Raw genomic sequence first — 23,865 nt, forward strand, 5'->3', positions numbered from 1 at the left:
AAACTTCCACAAACTCCTCCTTTAGTTGACCTAGAGGGGGAGTTTTGCGTTTCATGAAATGGTAATATCAAACCACAACTGAAGGTTAAAAGGACGCACAACGTCCGGAGGATAAGCATGCAGTTAGCCAGTAAAATCATTATTGCTGATGATCACCCACTGTTTCGTGCCGCGCTACGACAAGCGGTGTCTCAAGCAATCGAAGGCGTTGAAATTGTAGAGGCCGACTCGCTTGAGGCTGTGCAAGAAGCCGTTGTTGTACATGGCGATGCTGACTTGGTATTGCTGGATCTACATATGCCGGGGACTAACGGGTTTACAGGTTTAGTCTTTTTACGCGGGCAAAACCCGGGCATTCCTGTGGTGGTGGTTTCAGGTAGTGAAGAAGTCAGTGTGATGAAACGTTCTATGGATTTTGGAGCGTCAGGTTTCATTCCTAAATCAGCTCCGCTAGAAACGATTTCAGAAGCCATTGTTGCTGTTCTAGAAGGTGAAGAGTGGTTACCCCGTGAAATCAATGAACAACCTGAGCAGGATGTTACAGAAGATGAACGTAAGTTTGCGGTAGCGCTGGCTTCGCTAACGCCTCAGCAGTTCCGTGTATTAACGATGCTGACCGAAGGCCTGCTTAACAAGCAGATTGCGTATGAGCTGAATGTGTCAGAAGCGACGATTAAAGCGCATGTAACCGCTATCTTGCGAAAACTCGGCGTTCATAGCCGCACGCAAGCGGTTATTGCTGCTCAGCATTTGAGTGTTGATCCGGCGCGCACTGAGATGGAGTAACGCGCTATATCTTAAGGCCTGTAGGCCTTTCTGAGCGCTAGCCATGTAGGACTAATTCGATATGTTGAGTTAGTCCTAGTTTTATCGCTTCTCTTTCGCTTTTTAGACTCCCACTTACAGCCTATCTTGTTTGCCAACGTTGTCAGCTTTGCAATTCCTTAAGCTCGTAGTTTATTGATCATGGCCCTTAGCCCTGCGGGTCTAATAGGTTTGGTCAATAATTGTGAGCCAAAAGCTTCTATTTCGGCATGCACTGCTTCCGTACGGTCGGCCGTTATCACCATGGAAGGCACGTTAGTCCCCCACAATTGATACAGTGCCTCAAGCGCCATGATGCCTGTTTCTGTCTCGCCTAAATGATAATCAGCTAATACGATGTCTGGCAGCGGCGTATCACCAGTAGTGTATAGGGCGGTGGCTTCGTTTATTGATAACGCTGTGTAAGTTTCACACCCCCAACCTTGTAGCAGTGCTGTCATACCCTCTAAAATTTTAGGCTCATTATCGATCACCAGTGTCACTGTGCCGTTGAGAGCTTTAGAACGTATCCAGCCCCGCTGCTCAGGCTTGGCTTGTATGGCTTTTTGAGGATCTCCCAGTGGTACATCAACGCTAAATACTGTACCGGCATTGACCCACGAGCGAACATTAATGCGATGGCCGAGCATGCGCGCGATTCGTTCTGTGATTGCTAAACCTAAGCCTAAACCCTGAACTTGGGAGTGTTTGGGGTTATCTATGCGCTTAAATTCTTCAAACACCTCATTGAGGCGGCTTTTCGGAATGCCTACACCCGTATCCCAAACCTCAATACGCAGCATATCTTTATGGCGTCGACAGCCTAATAGTATTTTACCTGATTGGGTGTATCGAACAGCGTTGGACAAAAAGTTTTGCAGAATGCGGCGCAATAACTTCTGATCGGAAATCACGACTTTATGGCAGTTTACATAATGGAACGCTAAGTCTTTGTCATTGGCAACAGCCGTAAACTCGGTGCTCAAATTGCTAAACAGGGTGTCCAAAGAAAAGTGACTAATGGACGGTTCAAGTGCTCCTGCATCCAGCTTAGAAATGTCTAAGATGGCGGTAATGAGTTCTTCCGCTGCTTTTAATGATCCATCGAGGTTTGAAACTAGCTCTTTGGTTGCGGGTGAGCTATGGCTTTGTTGAGCTAAAGCGGAAGCGAATAAGCGAGAGGCGTTTAACGGCTGCAGTAGGTCATGACTGGCGGCGGCAAGGAAGCGAGTTTTACCCAAGTTAGCCGCATCAGCATCACTTTTTGCTTGGCGAAGCTCATCTTCCATCAAGGCGCGAATGGTGTTTTCTTTTCGCAGTTCTTTATTCACTACCGACAGAGCATGTGTCCGCTCTTTAACTCGTTGCTCTAGAGTTTCATTGGTTATTTGTAGTGCAAGTTCGGCTTCGCGCCGTTCGGTTATATCTTGGTATAGCGTAAAGTAGCCTAAAATATCGCCGTATTCGCCAATGTGAGGAATATAAGTGACTTCAGCGAACCGTTCTATGTCTTGTTGGCTAGGTAAAATGGTTTCGAAACGCTGGCGTTTGCCTTCGAGAACGTTTTGAATAAAGCCGCGACGCTTTTCGTATTCCTCACTTGAAAGGACCTTATAGGCAGGCATGCCAACTATTGTGTGCCGGTCTAATCCAAAAGCGTCAGCGTAGGCTTTATTGACAAACAGGTAGCGGCGCTCTGTATCAAGATAAGCGATAAGAACAGGGACGTTATCCGTATAGATGCGAATATTTTGCTCGCTTTCGCGCAAGGCTTCTTCAATTTGTTTTTGTTGGGTTACATCCATGTAGGTGTTTACGTAGCCGCCGTTGGGCATCGGGTTACCACGAACAGCCAGCACCGTACCATCAGGTCGATAGCGCTCGTAGCCATGGGGACGGCCTGCCTTTATGCTTTGTAAGCGGCGATGTACTTGCTCGTCTACATCCCCTGGACCATATTCACCTTTTTGAGCGTTATAGCGAAATATTTCCTCTATCTCACGACCAATACAGATAAGCCCTTCTGGATAACTAAACATCTCGATGTAAGGGCGGTTCCATGCCACTAAACGCAGTTGTTGGTCGACAACGCTGATACCTAAGCCGATATTTTCGATGGTAGATTGCAGTAGTGATCGGTTAAAGCGTAAGGCTTGTGAAGCCTCATCTACGATTGAAACAACATCACCGATTTGCATTTCCCGGCCCCGAAGGATTGAAGCCAGAACGATACGAGAAGAAGAAGCCCCAATAACACCGGCGAGTAAGCGTTCGGTAAATAGAATGAGTTCAGGGGTGGCTTTGTCGCCAGACAATAAAGGCTCTTCGTTTCGTTGTGCGACATAACCTGCGAACGCATCTTGTGTGCGCGTTAATCCAAGGAAGCGCTCGGTCAGCATTTGAAGGTCGCCAACAGTAACAACACCATGGTGGCGAGAAGGCTCGGTTAAGTCCTTGTTGTAAACATCAACAAAAGCACTGGCTTGGATGCGTTCAACTAAACGTTGCGGTGAATATTGAGATATAAGCACGTACAGGCTCGTATTAACCATTAAGCTCCAAAATACACCGTGTGATAGCGGCTCATTAAAGCTCAGCCCCATCAAGGAGGTAGGCGCAAGCCAGTGGTAGTTAAACAATGTACCTGTTAAAAAATCGGGTGATAAAATTCCCGCATTCATAAAGGTGGGAAGCACTAATGTGTAGGCCCAGAGAATAAACCCCATCACCATGCCTGTTAAGGCTCCGCGACGAGATCCCTTTTTCCAAAACAGACCGCCCACAATGGCAGGTAAAAACTGGGCTGCGGCTGCAAATGCGAGTAAACCAAATGATGATAACGGGCCTTGCTCACCCAAAATTCGGTAGTAGAAATAAGCCATTAGCATCAGGCTGAGGATGGTCATACGTCGAACAGTTAACAGTAGGGCGCCTAAATCCTTTTTATCTGATAATTTACGTCCAGAGAGCCTAAATAGCAGAGGCATGATGATATCGTTGCACACCATAGTAGACAGCGTAATGCTGGCAACAATGACCATCCCAGTAGATGCAGATAGCCCGCCGATAAAGGCTAACATGGCTAACGTTTTGCTGCCTGACTCCAGTGGCAGCATAAGCACAAAGGTGTCCGCGTCGATGGGCTCACCACTAAAGTAAAAATTACCGGCTGTGGATATCGGTAAAACAAAAATGCCTATCACAAGCATGTATAGCGGGAATATCCAGCGCGCGACACGTAAATTGCGGATGTCTGTATTTTCAACCACGGCCACATGGAATTGGCGCGGCAAACACAGGATAGCGATACAAGCGAGAAGAATCTCCGTGAGAAAGCTCCCTCCCAAAAAGCTTTGATACTTTCGTTCGCTATGGAGCGCTTGGGTGATTTGATAGAGGGTGTCGCCAAAACCGTCAAACACATTAATTGAGACAAATAATCCGACAGCGATGAACACGGTGAGCTTAACGATAGATTCGAAAGCAACTGCTAGCACCATGCCTTCGTGATGTTCGGTCGCATCAATGTGGCGGGTGCCAAACAAGATGGCAAAAATAGCCATCAAAATAGCTACAAACAGTGCCGTATCACTCCCTTTGCTGAGTGCTTCTGTGGCACCGGGTGTTAGGGCATTAAAACTAATCGCCACTGCCTTAAGCTGCATAGCGATGTAAGGGAGTGTTCCGCAGACGGCGATTAAGGTAACTAAGACTGCAAGTGATTGGCTTTTGCCGTAACGCGACGAAATGAAATCCGATATGGTTGTCGTGTTTTGTTGCTTACTGATAAGGATCATTTTCTCGACGACCCGCCACCCAAGGGCATAGACCAGAATAGGCCCTATGTAAGTGGCCATGAACTCCCAGCCTGAATAGGTGGCTCGCCCGACGGCGCCGTAAAAGGTCCAAGAAGAGCAGTAGACAGCCAAGGACAGCGAGTAAACCACAGGGTTACTTGCGTAAGACTTTCCTTTTTGGGTGCTATCGCCGTAATAAGCGATACCGAAGAGCAGTCCCACATATAATAATGAGACTAAAATGATAAACCAGCCCGACAGCATGTCGACAAACCTTATAGTTACACCTGAATAAATCTAGTGTAACCGAATCTTGCGCATAACCTAACGCTTTCCCTTATACCATCGTCTACCTTATTGAAGGGTAAGGCGTTTTCGACCAAATACAAGAAGCAAGCAACGGCGCCGCTTGCAGCCAATTGTTGACAATGGGTTGACAAAGGTTACCGACTAAAGTCGGGGATTTTTTTGTCAATGCTCTTTGCTAAATTCAATCTGTCTACTATTTCACTTGATCCGATAACAAAAAATAAAGGAAAGTGCCATGTCAATCAGTAGTGAAACCGCAAAAGCGTACTGGAGTGAAAATCTCCGGATTATCTTAACTTACCTTGTCATCTGGTTCGTAGTCTCCTACGGCTGTGGCATTCTTTTTGTTGATCAGCTCAATGAGATCCAATTCTTTGGATTCCCATTAGGTTTTTGGTTTGGTCAGCAAGGCTCAATTTTCGTCTTCGTCGGGTTGATCTGGGCATACGTGTTCAGCATGAACAAACTCGATGAGAAGTATGACGTTCACGAATAATAATAAAATTTAGAACAGGACGGCGTGATTATGAGTGTTGATGTTTTATCTTACCTCTTTATAGGCGGATCCTTCCTCCTATACATCGGTATCGCAGTGTGGGCCCGTGCTGGGTCAACAAAAGAGTTCTACGTGGCAGGTGGTGGTGTACATCCGGTTGCTAACGGTATGGCTACTGCCGCTGACTGGATGTCAGCAGCTTCCTTTATTTCTTTAGCGGGTCTAGTTTCGTTTATCGGACGTGATGGTTCTGCGTATCTCATGGGTTGGACCGGTGGTTACGTACTCCTAGCCATGCTTTTAGCGCCTTACTTGCGTAAGTTTGGTAAATTTACTGTGCCAGACTTTGTGGGCGACCGTTATGAGTCTAACGTGGCGCGTACCATTGCGGTGGTATGTACTATTGTAATCTCGTTTACCTATGTAGCAGGTCAAATGCGTGGTGTGGGTATCGTATTCTCACGTTACTTACACGTAGATATTAATACGGGCGTTATCATTGGTATGGCGATTGTATTCTTTTATGCTGTTTTAGGTGGCATGAAAGGGATTACCTACACTCAGGTAGCTCAATACTGCGTATTGATTCTTGCCTTCACCGTTCCGGCTTTCTTCCTATCAGCTCAAGTAACAGGTCATATCCTGCCGCAAATTGGTTTAGGTGCGACGCTTGATTCTGGACAGTCTGTATTAGCGACGCTTGATCAGCTCTCTGTAGATCTCGGTTTTGCTCAGTACACGGCGGGTAAAATGTCTACAATTGATATTTTCTGTCTGACTGTGGCGCTGATGTGTGGTACGGCGGGTCTTCCTCACGTAATTGTACGTTTCTTCACGGTTCCTCGTGTTAAAGATGCACGTACGTCTGCTGGTTGGGCGCTTATCTTCATCGCACTACTTTACACCGCTGTTCCAGGTGTTGGTGGCTTTGGTCGTGTGAACTTGATTCAAACGGTTAACGGTGTTGATAACACGGGTACAACCTATTCAGAAATTCCTAGCTGGTTCAAAAACTGGGAAAATGCTGGCCTGTTAGGTTGGAATGACCGTAATGGTGACGGCAAAATCCAATATGCAGCAGGTAATGCATTTGATGGCAACGGTAAGCCAGCCTTTGGCGACGAGCGTGGTGACCAAGGTCAGCGTATCGCTACCAATGCGATCCAAGGTGCTGATTTTGATGCCTCTAAGCAACCGTTTGCAAACGAGCTATATGTAGACCGTGACATCATGGTATTGGCTAACCCTGATATTGCGCAACTTCCTGCCTGGGTAATCGCCTTGGTGGCAGCGGGTGCTGTAGCGGCCGCTCTATCGACTGCGGCAGGCTTATTGTTGGTAATTTCGACAGCGGTAGCGCATGACTTGATGAAGAAAACCATTAATCCGAATATTACTGAGAAGCAAGAGCTTATGTATGCACGGATGGCCGCCGTTGTGGCAATCTGTATTGCTGGTTACTTCGGTATTAACCCTCCTGGCTTTGTGGCGCAGGTGGTGGCACTCGCCTTCGGTATTGCATGTGCGTCGGTCTTCCCAACTATTATGCTGGGTATCTTCTACAAGCGCATGAATACACAAGGTGCCATTGCCGGTATGTTGGTTGGTTTGATCTCTACCGTTGGCTACATGTGGTACTTCGTCTTCGGTGGCGGTGATAAAGCTGACTACTTCATGGGAATAGGTCCTGGTGGATTCGGTGCGGTAGGCATGGTGCTTCACTTCGTCGTTGCTATGATTGTTGCATCAATGACGCCTCCTCCTTCTGAAGAGATGCAGCGTATTGTAGAAGATCTACGTATCCCACGTGGTGCGGGTGAAGCTCACGATCACTAAAACCTGTGAACGATATAGCATATAAACTTGTTATATCGTTACGCTCAAAAACATAAGGCGTATCGGCGAAAGTTGATGCGCCTTTTTTATCAGTGGCCAGCCTGCTGTTTATAGGAATGAGGCCGCTTGGATAAAGGAGTGTCGTTATGCCTACTTCGTTTAAGATGGATAACTTACCGTTTAGTTTGCTAACGGAAAGCGAGCAAGCCACATTGCGTAATCATTTGGATATAGCTTATTTCCAAAAGGGCGAAGTGGTTATGGCGGCAGGGTCGGTACCGGAAGGCGTGCATGTTATTTTAAAAGGCCGGGTATCGGAGAGTGAGTCCCGCGATGATGAAAGCGGACAATCTCATCAAGTTTATGTTCATTACGAAAATGAAGATTACTTCGGTGCTTGGTCTGCCATTAAAGGTAAGGCGATACATAACTTTATCGCTGAAGAAGAAACGATTTGCCATATTATACCCACCAAAACTGTTCTTGATTTGGTGTCAACCAATGCGTTGTTTGCCGATTATTTCCAACAAAACTTAGCCGCGAAAACAGAAATTGTAGAGCAACACAGCGGCGAAACTCAGGACATGGCAGAGTTCATGCTAGCCCGCGTGGGTGAAGGTGTGATTCGGGATCCATTAATTGTTCTGGAAGAAACCACAATAAAAGAAGCCACCTTATTTATGCGTGAAAACCAGGTCGATTGCTTCTTGGTAAAACGCGGCACACGTTACGGTATGGTAACGGGCACAGATCTACTGAATGCCGCCGTTGTTAGTGAAATGCCACTCACAACGCCGGTTTCAGAAATAGCGACATACCGCCTGATTAGTATTCACCCCGATGATTACTTATTTAATGCATTAGTGACCATGACTCGGCAACGAATTGAGCGTGTTGTGGTGATGAAAGAGCAAGAGCTGATCGGTATTGTTGATTTGACCGATGTATTGAGTTTCTTTTCGAGTCACTCCCATGTCATTGGGTTGCGCATCGAACGAGCGAATACCGTCGAGGACTTGTTCATAGCCGCTAGCGGTTTGAACGAGTTGATTAAATCGCTGGTCTCGTATGGTGTAAAAACGCGCTTTGCGATGGACCTGTTATCCGCAATGAACGGCCGGGTTATGGCTAAACTGTTTGAAATGCTCATCCCCGAGGATATGCAGCCACATGTGTGTTTGATCGTCATGGGGTCAGAAGGTCGGGGCGAGCAAATTATGAAAACAGATCAGGATAACGCCATTATCCACCGTGATGGGCTTGTTTGGCCGCAAATGTCACAAACATTGCAAGAATTCTCCAATAAATTAATGGAGTTCGGCTACCCGCCATGCCCAGGCAATATTATGGTATCTAACCCGTATTGGGTGAACTCACTGGGTGATTGGACTCAAAAGTTAGCTGACTGGTCGAGTAGCTGGGAAGAGCAAGACCAGATGAATTTAGCCATCGCCGTTGATGCAAAACCGGTTGCGGGGAATCCGGCTTTGTTTAAAGCGGGTCGTAATTGGTTTTTTAAATCGCTTAAAAATAATGATTTGTTCTTCTCACACTTTGCAAAAGTGGCGCTGGAATTTCACACACCGTTAACTTTATTTGGTAATTTGAAAGATAAGGGGCAGTTGGACATTAAAAAGGGAGGGATTTTCCCTATCGTCCACGGGGTGCGTACCTTAGCGCTTGAATATCGGATTTTGGCAACGAACACTTTTAAGCGTATCGAGGCGTTGGTAGAAGCTGGCATTATGGAAGATAAACACGGACGCGAGTTAAGTGAAGCGCTAGGGTTGTTTATCCAATTACGCCTCAGGCAGCAAATTAAGCGGGCCGAAGAGGAAGAGAAGGGTATTGATCCAACGCCTAATACGCTGGACTTACAATCTTTGCATAAAATGGATCGGGAGCTTTTACGTGATGCCTTTCATGTGGTTAAAGGGTTTAAAAAGCACCTGGAATCTCGTTATCACCTAGGGAGTCGATGATTCATGATCATCCCGCGTACGATTCGAAAACTGAAAGACAAGATGGATCACAAACAAGGGCCTTATGCTCATCTTTTTGAGCCTTATAAAGGCGACGAGGTTGTGTCATTAGATTGTGAGACGACAAGTCTCGATGTGAGCGGCGCTGAAATTTTGTCGATAGGTGCTGTTAAGATCCGAGGAAAAAAACTGCTAACCAGCGAACGCTTAGATATTAAGCTGAAACCGCCCAAAACACTCACAGGTGATTCCATTGTTGTACATAAACTGCGTGCAACGGACTTAGAGGGAGGTATTGAGCTAGAAGATGCGTTGCAGCAAGTGCTCGCATTTGTAGGTAACCGGCCAATTTTAGGTTATTACGTTAATTATGATATTCGCATGCTGGATAAATTTATTCGGCCTATCTATGGGTTTGGTTTGCCGAATAAGGCCATAGAGTTATCTCATGTGTACCATGACATTATTAAGTGGCGTTCAGTCGGCGGTAATATAGACCTGCGATTTGATACTATTTCTAAACAGCTTGATATTCCGATGCTTGAGCGGCACACCGCTTTAGGTGATGCAATTACCGTAGCGCTCATGTATGTTCGGTTGACTCATGGCTCCCCACCTGAGGTGGCGTGCTAACCGGTTGGTACGTCGCTCTTTTTCTTTGCCAGTAGCTTGATAGATATGATTTTATTGGCTCGTTTTTTGCATTTAACTATTCATATATTGCAAAATTGCCGCTAAGCGTCATTTATATGGCGCTTATGCTGGTGGTTAGCTTGTGAACACAGGTTAATTGCTTATAATGTCAATAAGTTGTCATTCAGGGTGCAAGATGATTGAGCGAACGGATATCCAAAGTGTACTAACCCAAATGCGAGCCATGAAAGAACAGGCCCAAATGGGTGTTAGTCATGTCAATAATCCGGCAGAAGTGGCTATGCCTTCTGTACGCCCTGTTGCTGAAAGTAATGATGGCTTTGGCTCTTTATTAAAAAGTGCAATCGACGGTGTAAATAATACGCAAATGGAAGCATCACGCCTTGCAACGGCTTATGAGCAGGGGGATACCAGCGTAGAGCTAACGCAAGTAATGGTACAGTTACAAAAAGCTTCCGTGTCTTTTCAGGCGATGACTGAAGTGCGTAATCGTCTCGTGTCTGCGTATGAAGATGTAATGAACATGTCAATTTAATGACGATTTCGGAAAGTAATACTGGTCATGGCTACTGATAACAGCACAGTCACAATCGAAACCTCCGGAGGAGGGCTACTAGCGGGGTTTAATAAACTGTCGTTTTTGCGTCAGTTTGGCCTAATGGTAGGGCTGGCTGCCAGTATCGCTATTGGCTTGGCTGTGGTCTTGTGGTCTAAAGCACCTGATTACCGCGTTCTTTTCTCAAACCTACAATATGCTGATGCCAATGAAGTTATTGATCAGCTTAACTTATTGAGTATTCCTTATAAGTTTGAAGGCGATGCTCGAACAATCCTTGTCCCCGAAGAATATGTCTATCAAGCCCGACTGCGGCTTGCTTCCGAAGGCTTTACTAATGATAAGACAGTAGGCTTTGAGCTGCTCGATCAAGAGCAAAGCTTAGGGGTGAGCCAGTTTATGGAAAGTGCTCGCTTTCGGCGAGGGCTAGAAGGTGAGTTGGCACGCACTATCACTAGCGTAACCGCGGTGCGTAATGCCCGTGTCCATTTAGCGATTCCTAAAGAAAGTGTGTTTGTACGCGATCAAAAGCAACCCAGTGCTTCAATTTTTGTGGAGCTTTATACGGGGCGAAAACTAGATAGGGCTCAAGTAGCGGCGATTGCGAACTTAGTCGCGTCGTCTGTGCCTTCTCTAGACGTCAAAAATGTGACGGTGGTCGATCAGCGCGGGCAGTTATTAAATTCGCGAGACGAAGATGTTGATGTCGTTTTGGCTGGCAAGCAGTTTGAGTACTCAAGAAAAGTAGAAGAGACGCTCTTAAACCGAGTTAACAGTATTCTAATGCCGGTTGTCGGCCAAGGGCGTTATCGAGCTGAAGTATCGGCAGATGTCGATTTTACGGCAGTTGAACAAACCGACGAAATTTATAACCCGGATCTCCCTGCACTCAGAAGTGAGCAAACGCTGGAGGAAACACGTGTAGGTACGGCCCCGGCGCAGGGTGTTCCTGGGGCGTTATCTAACCAGCCGCCAGGGCCTACAGCTGTCCCTGAAGTGGCGAATGGCGCGGCAGGAGACGGTGGTGCAGCCACAGTGCCTGGTACGGCTAAAAATCAAGCGACACGTAATTTTGAATTAGACCGTTCTATTTCTTATACACGGCACCATACAGGGCGAATAGGGCGTTTAACGGTTGCTGTTGTCGTCGATGATTTGACAGCATCGGATCCAGAAACAGGAGAGCTCACACGAACACCGTGGAGTGAAAGTGAATTAGCGCGCTTACGTATTTTGGTACAAGATGCTGTCGGTTTTTCGGCGGTGAGAGGGGACAGTGTTAACGTGATTAACTCACCGTTTGTACCTGAGCAGCCGTTTGAGGATATTGAAATTCCTATCTGGAAGCAGCAATGGGTATGGGATATAGCCCGTCAGGTTGGCGCTGTGTTGTTTGTGCTCTTAATGGTGTTTGGTGTGTTGCGTCCTATACTGAAAAACCTAGCGACAACTGGCGCAATTATCCCAACTAAAAAAACAGATGAAACCGATGAAGTGGCAGCTGAGTTAGAAGGTTTGGGCGGTCAAGATCTGTCAGATGACAAGGTAACGTTCGGTGGGCGAGGTGATGGTTTGTTACCTACGCCAAGTGAGAGTTTTGAATTTCAATTAAATGCAGTGCGTAGCATGATCGCCGAAGATCCTGCGCGTGTAGCACAAGCCGTGAAGCAGTGGTTGAACCGAGATGAGTGATGAAGAGCTAACGGATATCGAAAAAGCCGCCATACTCATGATTAGCTTGGGTGAGGATGATGCGGCTGAAGTGCTCAAGTATCTTGGCCCTAAACAGGTTCAGATGATCGGCGAAGCCATGAAAGAATTGGACAACATCGCTCAATCGCGCGTGGAAGGTGTTGTTAGTGACTTTATGGAATTGGTTCAAGACCAAACCGGTATTGGTATCAATAATGATCGTTATATCCGCGCTATGCTGAATCAGGCATTGGGTGAAGAAAAAGCAAAAACGCTGATTGATCGTATACTCATGACGACCAACACGTCAGGTTTGGATACGATGCGTTGGATGGAACCGCGTCAAATTGCAGAGACCATTCGTTACGAGCACCCGCAGATTCAATCCGTCATCATCGCGTATCTAGAGCCTGATCAAGCCGCCAATGTGTTATCTTACTTTGACGATAAAGTGCGTCTAGACATCATTATGCGTGTGTCATCTATGGACCGTGTGCAGCCGCAAGCCTTGCAAGAGCTTAACGAAATGCTCGAAGGGCAATCAACTAGCTCGGCTGGTCAGTTCCGCACCATGGGTGGTGTGAAACATACCTCAGATATCATGAACCTCATCGAGAGCACCATCGAAGCCGAATTGATGGAAGGTATTAAAGAGGTTGATGAAGGCTTGGCAAATCAAATTCAAGAGCTCATGTTTGTCTTTGATAACTTGATTGATGTCGATGATAGAGCGATCCAAGTGATCTTGCGTGAAGTGGCTAGTGATGTCTTGATTTTGGCGCTCAAAGGCGCGGATACTGCCTTGCAGGAAAAAATCTTTAGGAATATGTCTAAACGAGCTGCCGAACTTCTACGTGACGACCTTGAAGCGAAAGGCCCTGTTCGTGTTAGTGAAGTTGAAGATGCTCAAAAAGAGATCTTGTCTGTTGCACGTCGTTTGGCGGATGATGGAGAGATCATGCTGGGTGGCGGTGGCGAGGCCATGCTTTAACCATTCAGTGTCTTTCTCATAATGCGATTTATAAGTCACAGTGATGCCAAATGTCAGCTAAATTCCGCCCAAAATCATCCCAAGTACCCTACGAGAATTGGGTGCTTCCGGATGTTTCTTCTTCACAACCTTCTAAGGCTGGCTCTTCAGTAGGCATTGCATCAGGCACAACTGAGCCCTCGACATCTAAGCGCACTAATACCATTGGTCAAGCGGGAATAGCTCATTCGGCTCAAACAGCGTCGAAAGACACCGCCAGTGCGCAAGTGACGGTGGTTGATGAAGAAGTCGTTGCAGAAAAGGTAACGTTGGCAGAGTTAGAAAAAATTCATGAGCAAGCTCACCTTGAAGGCTACGAAGAAGGGCGCGAGGAAGGCCGTAAAGCTGGACATGCAGAAGGGTTGGCTCAGGGGTTAGCAGAAGGCCGTGCGCAAGCGGATGCTGTGCTAGCTCAGCAACAAGCGCAATTGGTTAGCTTGATAACGGCATTAAATGCTCCCTTAGCGCAACACCAACAGCAATTAGCGTTATTGGCTACTGAGCTGTCATTAGCTGTGGCAGAAGCGGTTATACCGTCAGCTGTATTGGCTAGCGACTTTAAGGCCATCGCTCAAGCTGTGGAGGAGTCGTTGGCGCAGCTCCCTAATAACGTAGGTCGTATTCGTGTCTTAGCTCATCCAGATGAAGTGAATGCGGTGAATGAATGCGTTGCGGCAATGGTTGATGACGATGTGCAAGTGAGTGTGGTGGCTAAGCCTGATATTCAGCAAGGCGGCTGTGTGATTAAATCAGAGCACACAGATATAGATCATCTCATCCAAACCCGCTTTGACGCGGTAGCTGGTGAGCTGCGTGAGCGTGTTGCGTTAGCATTGAGCCATCAGCCCGCGGATCAAACTCATCAAGCAGACGACAATGGATCCGAGTAACTTTACGGCTGGTTTAGAGGGGGTTTTATCAACCCCGCTTGCACAACCTGCTCCGCGTTTAGAAGGGCGAATCACCCGTTTGATAGGCCTAACTATTGAGGCGGTTGGGCTGCGTGTTGCTATCGGTGATAATTGCTTAATTCTCGTATCTAATTCGCAAAAAATTGAAGCTGAAGTCGTTGGCTTTAATGATGAAAAGATTTATCTAATGCCTTTGCAGCCGGTTGAAGGCTTGTCAGCAGGGGCAAAGGTTATTCCTATGACGGCCTCTCGGAACGTCCCTGTGGGTTTTGAGTTGTTAGGGCGCGTTTTAAATGGTGTAGGCGAGCCTATAGATAGCAAAGGACCTTTGGGGTGTGCGTTATCTGTTTCCATGGCTGGCGAGACCATTAACCCGTTGGATAGACACCCCATTGATGAAACTCTCGATGTAGGAATTAAAGCCATAAATGCACTGCTAACCGTAGGTAAAGGGCAGCGGTTAGGCTTGTTTGCCGGTAGTGGTGTGGGTAAATCGGTGCTACTCGGTATGATGACGCGAGCAACGTCAGCAGATATAACGGTCGTAGGCTTGATCGGGGAGCGGGGGCGAGAGGTCAAAGAGTTTATTGAGCATAATTTAGGCGAACAAGGCTTAGCGCGCTCTGTCGTTGTGGCATCTCCCGCTGATGATTCGCCCTTAATGCGATTGCGAGCTTCTCAGCTCACTACGCGCATTGCTGAGTATTTTCGGTCCCAAGGTAAAAGTGTGCTGCTGTTGGTCGATTCGCTCACGCGTTATGCGCAGGCGCAGCGTGAAATTGCCTTAGCTATCGGTGAGCCTCCAGCAACTAAAGGGTATCCGCCCTCTGTGTTCGCTAAACTGCCCAAGCTGGTAGAGCGAGCGGGTAACGATGCGACAGGTAAGGGGTCTATTACGGCTTTTTACACGGTATTAACCGAAGGGGATGATCAGCAAGACCCGATTGCTGATTCAGCACGGGCTATTTTAGATGGTCACGTTGTGCTTTCGCGTCAGCTCGCTGAGCAAGGGCATTATCCGGCAATCGATATAGAGGCTTCTATTAGTCGGGCTATGCCGGCAATTGTTGAGGCGGCGCATTTAAAGGCTGCCATGCGATTTAAGCAGCTATACTCAAAATATCAGCAAAACACTGACCTCATTGCGGTGGGGGCTTATGTGCGTGGTAGTGATCCTGATACTGACTTTGCAATCGAAAAAATGCCGACTATCCGTCAGTTTCTGCAGCAAGGTTTGCATGAATCCGTTAATGTAGAGCAAAGTTTGCAAATGTTGGCGATGTCTTTGCAGCCTAATGAGCCGCCGGCTCGGCCTGCTGTTAAAAAATAAGGCTGTTTAATTCACGTCATTAAAAGCCCCTGATATCGCTACAGTTAGATAGGTTGAATTATGAAAAAGCGCTCTGAGCGTCTATCGCTCGTTGCTGATTTGGCTGAGCGGCGCAAGAAAGAAGCGGAAAAGTTCTTGGCTGATCAGATTAAGCGGGTGGACTCTGACGCAACGCAGTTGCTGCAATTAGAGCAATATTTGTCTGAATACCAAAGCTTATATCAGCAGGCAATGCAACAGGGGATGTTGGGGCCTCAGATAGTAAACTATCAGGCGTTCATGACCAAAATAGCCGACACAATTGAGCAGCATAAAAAAACCATGAAGGTGAATAAAGACCAGTTAGCCCAAGTGAAGCGCTATTGGGCACAAATGCATGGTCGCCACAGTGCGTTGGAGTCGTTAGCCGATAAGGCACTGGATGCCGAACAACAAAAAGCTGATAAAGCACTTCAAAAGCAGTTAGATGAGCGCTCCCAGCAGACCACTTCTGTTTTTTAGCGCTCTCTTAGTGGGTAATGCTTCATTGTTGTGAGGCTGGCCTGTTCTTTGCTAATAAGCTTAATATCTATGAAAAAGGTATTATGTTTATGGCGACTCAACTCTCACAAACTTCGCTCTTGATGCAGTTGGCGGGGACCTCTAATACAAAAACATCCTCAACCTTTAGCGGGTTGTTATCAATGGGTGGTTCTTCTCAAGGTGCTGATATATCAGGATTTTCTGGTTTTTCATCGCTTATGTCTGAATATTCTGTCAATGCTAAGCTGGTTGCCTCTGGGACATTCTCGTCGGGTGATTCGTCTGGTCTCGATAATGCCAGTAGCCTTGCCGCTTTGGTATCACGCCTAGATGTAGGCGGTAATGCCTTGCCGCTCGATGGGGGAAGTTTGTCGGACCAGCTTGCCGCTCTTACTCAGTCTTTGACCGGTTGGCAAACGATGTTGGGCGCTAATAGTAATCAGATGAGTACTGGTGATCTAGGTATGGCAGACATGATGCCGTCGGGCGTCGCCTCGTTACTTGCATTAATGGCGAATGTTGAGAACGGAGCTTCTTCGGGGGCTGGCAGTCTCTCAGGCGTTTTTGATGAGTTGAGTCAAAAACTGAGTGATACGTTAGATACCTTACGCTCGATGTTAGCCTCCTTAGACGAGCAGGCACTCCCGGCAACGCTTGAGGCTGGTGCTTCGGGTGCATATCCCGAAACAACAATAGTTAATGAATACGAAAGCACTCCTGTGTCGCAAGATGTGTTGCTGGATGCGGTTTCGGCAGATAACTCATCGGAGCCAGTGCAAACTGTGAATGTGTCTGCAGAGCAGGCAACTGATGAGTTTAATCAATCAGCCGCTGAAGGGGGAGAGACGGAGGGCTCTGTATCCACTCATGTGTTTGATACAAGAATGAGTGAGCAGTTAATCACCAAGTTGAAAAACCTGTTAGATGATATAGAAAAGATCACGGGTGAAAAAGCTGACGCCCAAGATGGAGAAGCCGATTCAACAACCGCTTTGGCACTGGCGTTTAATAATACGTCGCTTGAAACTCCTCGCGATGTGGTTGGTTTGATCGAGCAGGTGGTGAACCGCTTGCAGGGGATCGAAACAACTAGTGAGACGCTAAATTCCCAACCGCTAGCCGCACAGCAAACAGTATCTCAAGCGTCCTTGAGTCAATTCTCTGCTTTGCAAGAAGAGGCCGGGCAACAGGAATGGTATGACCTGACTTTGGGGAAGGTTTCAGATCCATCGGCTGGGCAACAAAATGGTGAAGCGATACCGAGCGACGATGTTCTGTCGGTTAATGCGTCGTCGATGTCTGAAAATGAAAGTAACCTCTCTGCATCCGCAGACTTGGTTGATGCGACTTTGGAACCTTTGTCGGCAACGTCAGCGACAGATGGTCTTGTATCTGAGCTACCTGAGCCAGAAATTGCAGCGGCACTCGTCGCAGCAAATCGAGCTAACCAAGCGACTAAAGCTGATCAAAGCGGTGTATCAATGAACGCGACGGTTACGCAGGGAGGCTCTTATCAAGATTCCGGATCCCAGAACAGTACCAACAATTTAGGAGGTGGAGCGGCGCTCGCGTCTAATGCATCCGGTGCTGTGCAGACCCCCATTAATTCAAATACCCAAGCGGCTCCAGCTGATGTCGCGGTAGCTTCTAAGTTAGATCAGAGTATGCGTGATCAGGATGTTGCTGATGTGAGCCGCAGAAATGCGGCGTTGAATGACGAATCGGCATCTAATGCGTCCATAAGAGATCGAGCTGAAACGAGCTTGAGTGGTTTAGCTCAGGCAGCGTCAGCGTTGAACCGGACCTCAACCCCAGTGCAAATGAATATGCCAGCGGGGATGAATCCAGGACAACCCGGTTGGTCTGAGGCGATGTCTGAGCGGGTAGTTTGGGCAAGTAAACAAGGTGTGCAAACCGCGACCTTACAGCTAGACCCGCCAGAGTTAGGGAGTTTGCAGGTTAAGTTGCATATTACGCATGACCAAGTCAGCGTAAGCTTTTCGTCGCCACATGCCTCGGTAAGGGATTCTGTAGAGCAAAGTATGCCGCGTTTAAAAGAAATGCTCGAAGAGCAGGGGTTGAGCTTAGGTGAATCATCGGTCAATGACCAAGGTGCTTCCTCTTCCGATCGAGATAGGGATGAGCAAACAGGAGTAGCGAGCAGAGATGGTCGTTATGATGCTTCTCGTGAAGAAGGTGCGGAAGTGTCTGAAAATGAAAACAAAAGTTCACTTTCTTTGGTCGATTATTATGCCTGAGCCTACGAAATTCTAGCGGTGTGTTATATTTATAACGAGCTGAATTTTGGTGGCTTTTTGTAGCCGTGTTTGGCGGCTATGAATAGTAATAATTTAGAGTAAAGGGTGATACGGTATGGCTGAAGAACAAGCAGCAGCTGAAGAAGGCGGTAAATCTAAAAAGAAACTCATAATCTTCATTATTATCGGTGTTCTCTTAGGTGCAGCCGCCGCTGGTGGCGCAGCATTCTTTTTGCTGGGAGGGAAAGAAGAAGTTGTTGTTGAAGTAGAATCGATAAAAAAAGAAGCAATCTACAGTAAAATCCGTACACTTGAAGGTAAGCCTTCATTTGTGGCAACTTTGCAATCAGCCGATGGAAAACGCCATTATTTACAAGCGTTTGTTGAAGCTAAGAGTCGAGACCAAGATGTGGCTGATGCGCTAACCCTTCACATGCCATTGATTGTTGCGCGTTTAAATAATTTATTTGCAACGCAAGACTTTGATGAACTGATGTCTATTGAAGGTAAAGAAAAGTTGCAACAGGCCTCAACAGAGTTAGTACAAGGCATTCTACAAGAAAAGATTGGTAAGCCAGGTGTTGAAAAAATCCTGTTTACTAACTTTGTGATGCAGTAGTAATTTAGTAACGGGCTAAGTATTAGTCGAGTCGGTCGTTAACGGGATCAAACCTCTCCATGTCGGTAAAAGACCTCTTATCACAAGATGAAATAGATGCACTTCTTCACGGTACAGATGACTCCGATGCAGGGGAAGCGGAAGAAGAAGTAGATTATGGCGACGGTGAAGTTCGCCCCTATGATCTGGCCAGCCATGAGCGTATTGTTCGTGGCCGTATGCCGACGCTTGAAATGATTAATGAGCGTTTTGCGCGTTTGGCTCGTGCTAGTTTATTTACTTTATTGCGACGCGGTGCCGATGTGGCGGTGGGCGGCGTGCAAGTCATGAAGTACAGTGACTACATCAACACATTGTATGTACCCACCAGTGTAAACATTGTTAAGGCGCCGCCGTTGCGAGGCACAGGCTTGGTGATTATGGACGCCAAGCTGGTCTATAAAATGGTAGATAACTTTTTTGGTGGTGATGGGCGTCACGCTAAGATCGAGGGGCGCGAGTTTACTCACACTGAAACCAGGCTGGTTTACAAAGCTATTGAGTTGCTCTTTAAAGACTTAGATGAGGCGTGGCGTTCTGTTTACCCGCTGCACTTCACCCGGGTTGGTCATGAGATGAACCCCGCAATGGCCAATGCAGTCAGTCCTTCTGAGGTCGTTGTGGTAAGCACCTTCCACGTGGATCTGGAAGGGGGAACCGGTGAGTTTCATGTAACTTTGCCTTACTCGATGCTCGAACCGATTCGAGATCTGCTTGTATCTGGCTTCCAGCCGGCAGAAGATGAAAAAGATGACCGTTGGATTGATGCTTTCCGCCGTGACATTGCGTTGGCCGATATGAAGGTCAGTGTTACGGTAGCGGAGCGTGAAATTACCCTGCGCGATGTGATGGAGCTACAAGCCGGGGATATAATACCGATTGAAATCCCTGAAAATCTTGAGCTTAAAGCCAATGCAGTGCCTATCTTTCATTGTAAGATGGGTACATCCCGTGGCAATCTGGCTGTAAAAATAATCGATAAAATCAAACTGACGGATTGATTTTAGCTGTAGAGCAGACGCTGTATGAGTGACGAAAACGAAAACACAGAAATGGACGTTGATCAGCAAGCGATGGCTGATGAGTGGGCCGCCGCAATGGAAGAGCAAACCGCTGATGCCAGTGGTGCCGATGATGCGGTGAGTGCGGTTGCGTTTGATGAGTTAAGTGATGATAGCAGCCCCGGCCATGATCCTAAGCTAGATGTCATAATGGACATCCCAGTCAGCTTATCAATGGAAGTGGGTAGCACAGAAATATCCATTAGAAATTTACTGCAACTGAGCCAAGGCTCGGTGGTTGAATTAGACCGAGTCGCTGGTGAGCCATTAGATGTCATGGTGAATGGAACGCTAATCGCTCATGGTGAAGTGGTGGTGGTTAATGAGAGGTACGGGATTAGGCTAACCGATGTCATTAGCCCGCAAGAACGGATTAAGCGTTTAAAATAATGAGAGTTTTGTTCTCTGTAATGGCGGTAGTAGCATGGATGTCTGGGTTAGCCAACGCTGCACCTCCTCCTTCCTCGAATACACCTGCTGAAATTGATCTTACTTCTGCCGTACTACAGGTAGTTGTTGGGCTGGGCTTAGTTATAGTACTCATCTTGGCGCTTGCGTGGGTGCTTAAGCGGGTCACACGGTTACATAATACTCATCAGCAGATGAAAGTTGTTTCTAGTTTGGCGCTGGGAACGCGAGAGCGCGCGGTGCTAATCGAAGTAGGTGGGCGGCAAGTGTTGTTAGGCGTTTCGCCTGGTCGAGTATCATTGTTAGAAAGTTACGATGAACCTATCATCACGGCGCCTCAAGGCGGTGAGTTTGCTTCTCAGCTTAAAGCTTCGCTTGCTATGCAGCAAAAAAAGGGAAGTTCCTCGGATCAACCTAAAAGCTCCGCATCACCTGAACCCGTACCCACAACAACAGAGATAGATCGCTAATGCGCTGGCTGCTTGTGCTTTTGTCATTATTGCCTGCAATGGCGTGGTCTGCTGATGTTGGGATTCCGGCGGTTACGTTAACGACTGATGCTGATGGAAATCAGAATTATAGCGTAACCATTCAAATCCTCGCATTAATGACGATGCTGACATTCCTGCCGGCTATCTTGTTAATGATGACGTCTTTTACACGGATTGTTATTGTTTTCTCCATTTTGCGGCAAGCTCTGGGCCTTCAGCAAACGCCTTCCAACCAGGTAATGATTGGTCTGGCGCTGTTTTTAACCTTATTTATTATGACGCCAGTGCTCAATGAGGTTAATCAAGTTGCTGTTCAACCTTATTTAAATGAAGAATTAGACCCATTTGGGGCGGTGCAAGCGGCTAGTCAGCCATTTAGGGAATTTATGATGCACCAAACCCGAGAGAATGACCTCAACTTGTTTTTGCGTATCTCGGGTACGCCAGATGTTAATACGCCTGAAGATATACCATTCACGGTTTTAGTCCCTGCATTTGTAACCAGTGAGTTGAAAACGGCGTTTCAAATTGGCTTTATGATCTTCATTCCCTTTTTGGTGATCGACTTGGTTGTGGCCAGTGTATTAATGGCTATGGGTATGATGATGTTGTCACCTGTGATTATTTCATTACCGTTTAAAATTATGTTATTTGTTATGGTAGACGGTTGGGTAATGATTGTTGGGTCGCTGGTAGCAAGTTTTGGCTTGTGAGTGAGGATAAATGACACCACAACTGACATTAGACCTTTTTGGCGAAGCGCTCTGGCTTGTCGTTGAGTTGGTGTGTGTGATTGTGCTGCCCAGTTTGTTGGTGGGTTTGGCTATTGCTGTTTTTCAGGCAGCGACACAAATCAACGAACAAACGCTGAGCTTCTTACCGCGTTTGTTAGTGATTTTAATGATCGTTATGGCTATGGGGCCTTGGATTGTGACGCGTTTGAGTGATCAGTTTAATCAAATATTTGCCATGATACCGGTTCTTATTGGTTCACCATGATCGACTTGGCCCAGCTGAACATTGAAAACTGGGTATCAGCCTTCTTTATCCCTTTTTTTCGTATTGCTTCATTCTTAATGGCTATGCCTATGATAGGTACCCAACTAGTGCCTATGCGAGTCCGTTTAGGGTTGGCCATTGTAATGACGGCCGTTTTAGTCCCAGTACTGCCGCAGCCGCCCGTATTAAATGGCCTCTCTATCGATACCTATTTATTGATTGCACAGCAGGTACTGGTTGGGTCGGCGTTAGGTTTTTCCTTGCATATCTTTTTCCAAGTATTCGCTGTAGGTGGGCAGCTGATTGCTAACCAAATGGGCTTGGGCTTCGCGTCTATGACAGATCCCGCGAATGGTGTGTCCGTGGTGGTGCTTGGGCAGTTTTACCTTATGCTGGTAACGTTGCTTTTTTTGGCAATGGATGGGCATCTCATTATATTTAATGTGATCGCGACGAGCTTTGAAATACTGCCTGCGGCGGTGTTAAATTTTAGTTCTCTGCGCTTAATGGATATCGCCACCGCAGGCACTTGGCTATTCTCTGCTGCTTTGTTGATGTCTTTACCTGCGGTGACCTCGTTGCTGGTTATTAATTTAGCGTTTGGCATAATGACAAAAGCAGCACCGCAGCTAAATATTTTTGCAATTGGTTTTCCATTAACCATGACGCTTGGGCTGGTCATTACATGGATGAGCTTGTCAGGGTTTTTGGGGCAGTTTGAAGTGATTGCTGACCATGCGTTAGCGGTTATTCAGAGCCTCTTGGAGCAATAACGTGGCAGAAGAGACAGGTCAGGAAAAAACCGAAGAGCCCACCCCCAAGCGATTGCGGGATGCGCGCGAAAAAGGCGACATTCCGCGATCGCGGGAACTGAACTCTACCGCTTTGCTTATGGCAGCGGCGGCCGCTATGTTGATGTTTGGTAGCTACACCGCTAGTCACATTGCGGGCATGATGATGTCAGGCTTTGAGCTTAGCCGCGAGCAGGCTTTTGATCCCCAAATGATGATTATTCAACTGGCGGCCTCGGTTTATGAGGGTGCTATATCGGTTGCTGGGTTTATGGCCTTTGTGCTGGCCGCGGCATTGCTCGCTCCCATTGCATTGGGTGGTTGGAACTTTAGTGGGCAATCTATTCAGCCTAAGTTGAGTCGGCTTAATCCGGGCGCGGGGATTAAGCGGATGTTTTCAGTTAAAGCATTAGTTGAGCTGATTAAGGCGATTGGTAAGTTCTTGGTCGTCATGGCCTTTGCTGTATTTGTGCTAATGACGCTGCAACCGGAATTGTACGGCTTAGGTGCGCAAGATATACGAACCGCCATATTGCACGCGACTGATATGGTGGCTTGGGCTTTTTTAATTATGAGCGCTAGCCTGATTATTATCTCAGCTATTGATGTTCCTTTTCAGTTACATGATTACAGCAAAAAGCTAAAAATGACCTTACAAGAGGTCAAAGATGAAATGAAAAATACGGAAGGTAAGCCAGAGGTTAAGGGGCGGATTCGTCAGATGCAGCGAGAGATTGCTCAGCGTCAGATGATGAAGGAAGTTCCCGAAGCGGATGTGATTATTACCAACCCGACACATTTTTCTGTAGCGCTTAAATACATGGCGGATCATCGAAATGCTCCGGTTGTTGTTGCAAAAGGCGCTGATTTTGTCGCGTTAAAAATCCGAGAAATCGGTAATGAATATCAAGTACCTATTCTTGAGTCCCCAGCGTTGGCGCGAGCTATTTATTTCAATACAGAACTGGATCAGGAAATACCAGCTGGCTTGTATAAAGCTGTCGCGCAAGTATTGGCTTATGTCTTCCAGCTCAAGCGCTACCAGAAGCGTGAGGGAGAAAAACCTGTACGTCCCGCTGATCGTGAGCTCATTATCCCTCCTGAGTTGCGTACAGAAACTCCCTCTACGTAACGCCGACCTATCGCTATCTGTTTTACATTCGCGTAATCCGCAAACTGTTCTAATATTGACGCTATAGTGTTGTATTAACGGCACAAAAATTGCAATTATTCTGGGTTGATGTCAGCTATTTGTTGATAAGTAGCAAATCTTAGTATTT

The 23,865-nt window shown here is 46.9% G+C and carries 21 protein-coding genes; 20 read left to right on the plus strand and 1 reads right to left on the minus strand.

Features of this window, described 5'->3' with window-relative positions; all coding sequences use genetic code 11:
- Positions 1-117 precede the first annotated feature (117 nt).
- Complete coding sequence (locus tag BS617_RS02115; RefSeq protein WP_075171260.1) at positions 118-786, plus strand: response regulator; 669 nt, start codon at positions 118-120, stop codon at positions 784-786.
- 158 nt (positions 787-944) lie between these two features.
- Here the strand turns inward: BS617_RS02115 and BS617_RS02120 are convergent, their stop codons facing one another.
- On the minus strand, positions 945-4,865 hold the full coding sequence (locus BS617_RS02120) for a hybrid sensor histidine kinase/response regulator (protein ID WP_075171261.1): 3,921 nt from the start codon (positions 4,863-4,865) through the stop codon (positions 945-947).
- 280 nt (positions 4,866-5,145) lie between these two features.
- Here BS617_RS02120 and BS617_RS02125 point away from each other — a divergent pair, with 280 nt between their 5' ends.
- From BS617_RS02125 to flhB, 19 genes are all read left to right on the plus strand, one after another.
- Positions 5,146-5,406: a DUF4212 domain-containing protein gene (locus BS617_RS02125; RefSeq protein WP_075171262.1), complete on the plus strand. Its 261-nt coding sequence runs from the start codon at positions 5,146-5,148 to the stop codon at positions 5,404-5,406.
- Positions 5,407-5,436: 30 nt separating this feature from the next.
- Positions 5,437-7,242 (plus strand): sodium:solute symporter family protein, encoded by a 1,806-nt coding sequence (locus tag BS617_RS02130; RefSeq protein ID WP_075171263.1) that lies wholly within the window; start codon positions 5,437-5,439, stop codon positions 7,240-7,242.
- A gap of 146 nt (positions 7,243-7,388) precedes the next feature.
- Entirely contained in the window at positions 7,389-9,224 is a 1,836-nt protein-coding gene (locus tag BS617_RS02135) for a putative nucleotidyltransferase substrate binding domain-containing protein (protein ID WP_075171264.1), read from the plus strand.
- A 3-nt stretch (positions 9,225-9,227) separates the two neighbouring features.
- Positions 9,228-9,857, plus strand: coding sequence for a 3'-5' exonuclease (locus BS617_RS02140; RefSeq protein WP_075171265.1), 630 nt, complete (start codon positions 9,228-9,230; stop codon positions 9,855-9,857).
- A gap of 196 nt (positions 9,858-10,053) precedes the next feature.
- Positions 10,054-10,413, plus strand: coding sequence for a flagellar hook-basal body complex protein FliE (gene fliE, locus BS617_RS02145; RefSeq protein WP_075171266.1), 360 nt, complete (start codon positions 10,054-10,056; stop codon positions 10,411-10,413).
- A 27-nt stretch (positions 10,414-10,440) separates the two neighbouring features.
- Complete coding sequence (gene fliF, locus BS617_RS02150) at positions 10,441-12,126, plus strand: flagellar basal-body MS-ring/collar protein FliF (protein ID WP_075171267.1); 1,686 nt, start codon at positions 10,441-10,443, stop codon at positions 12,124-12,126.
- The gene (gene fliG / locus BS617_RS02155; protein ID WP_075171268.1) at positions 12,119-13,117 is read left to right on the plus strand and encodes a flagellar motor switch protein FliG; all 999 of its coding nucleotides are present in this window, start codon (positions 12,119-12,121) and stop codon (positions 13,115-13,117) included. Before fliF ends, fliG begins: the two co-directional genes overlap by 8 nt.
- Positions 13,118-13,167: 50 nt before the next feature.
- Positions 13,168-14,046 (plus strand): FliH/SctL family protein, encoded by an 879-nt coding sequence (locus tag BS617_RS02160; RefSeq protein WP_075171269.1) that lies wholly within the window; start codon positions 13,168-13,170, stop codon positions 14,044-14,046.
- A complete protein-coding gene (fliI, locus tag BS617_RS02165; RefSeq protein ID WP_075171270.1) occupies positions 14,033-15,397 on the plus strand; it encodes a flagellar protein export ATPase FliI in 1,365 nt (454 codons plus the stop codon). The genes BS617_RS02160 and fliI overlap by 14 nt, the downstream gene beginning before the upstream one ends.
- 60 nt (positions 15,398-15,457) lie before the next feature.
- Positions 15,458-15,898: a flagellar export protein FliJ gene (fliJ, locus tag BS617_RS02170; RefSeq protein ID WP_075171271.1), complete on the plus strand. Its 441-nt coding sequence runs from the start codon at positions 15,458-15,460 to the stop codon at positions 15,896-15,898.
- Between the two features lie 89 nt (positions 15,899-15,987).
- Entirely contained in the window at positions 15,988-18,177 is a 2,190-nt protein-coding gene (locus BS617_RS02175; RefSeq protein WP_170870307.1) for a flagellar hook-length control protein FliK, read from the plus strand.
- A 115-nt stretch (positions 18,178-18,292) separates the two neighbouring features.
- Positions 18,293-18,796: a flagellar basal body-associated FliL family protein gene (locus BS617_RS02180; RefSeq protein WP_075171273.1), complete on the plus strand. Its 504-nt coding sequence runs from the start codon at positions 18,293-18,295 to the stop codon at positions 18,794-18,796.
- Between the two features lie 59 nt (positions 18,797-18,855).
- Positions 18,856-19,836, plus strand: coding sequence for a flagellar motor switch protein FliM (fliM, locus tag BS617_RS02185; RefSeq protein ID WP_075171274.1), 981 nt, complete (start codon positions 18,856-18,858; stop codon positions 19,834-19,836).
- Positions 19,837-19,860: 24 nt separating this feature from the next.
- Positions 19,861-20,286 (plus strand): flagellar motor switch protein FliN, encoded by a 426-nt coding sequence (fliN, locus tag BS617_RS02190; RefSeq protein ID WP_075171275.1) that lies wholly within the window; start codon positions 19,861-19,863, stop codon positions 20,284-20,286.
- A complete protein-coding gene (gene fliO, locus BS617_RS02195) occupies positions 20,286-20,774 on the plus strand; it encodes a flagellar biosynthetic protein FliO (RefSeq protein WP_075171276.1) in 489 nt (162 codons plus the stop codon). The genes fliN and fliO overlap by 1 nt, the downstream gene beginning before the upstream one ends.
- Positions 20,774-21,508 carry a flagellar type III secretion system pore protein FliP gene (fliP, locus tag BS617_RS02200; protein ID WP_075171277.1) on the plus strand — a complete coding sequence of 245 codons (735 nt, stop codon included), beginning with the start codon at positions 20,774-20,776 and terminating at the stop codon, positions 21,506-21,508. Before fliO ends, fliP begins: the two co-directional genes overlap by 1 nt.
- Before the next feature lie 10 nt (positions 21,509-21,518).
- On the plus strand, positions 21,519-21,794 hold the full coding sequence (fliQ, locus tag BS617_RS02205; RefSeq protein WP_075171278.1) for a flagellar biosynthesis protein FliQ: 276 nt from the start codon (positions 21,519-21,521) through the stop codon (positions 21,792-21,794).
- On the plus strand, positions 21,791-22,567 hold the full coding sequence (fliR, locus tag BS617_RS02210; protein WP_075171279.1) for a flagellar biosynthetic protein FliR: 777 nt from the start codon (positions 21,791-21,793) through the stop codon (positions 22,565-22,567). The genes fliQ and fliR overlap by 4 nt, the downstream gene beginning before the upstream one ends.
- Before the next feature lies 1 nt (position 22,568).
- Entirely contained in the window at positions 22,569-23,717 is a 1,149-nt protein-coding gene (flhB, locus tag BS617_RS02215; protein ID WP_075171280.1) for a flagellar biosynthesis protein FlhB, read from the plus strand.
- Positions 23,718-23,865 lie beyond the last annotated feature (148 nt).

This window comes from Neptunomonas phycophila (genome assembly GCF_001922575.1).
Classification (GTDB): Bacteria; Pseudomonadota; Gammaproteobacteria; order Pseudomonadales; family Balneatricaceae; genus Neptunomonas; species Neptunomonas phycophila.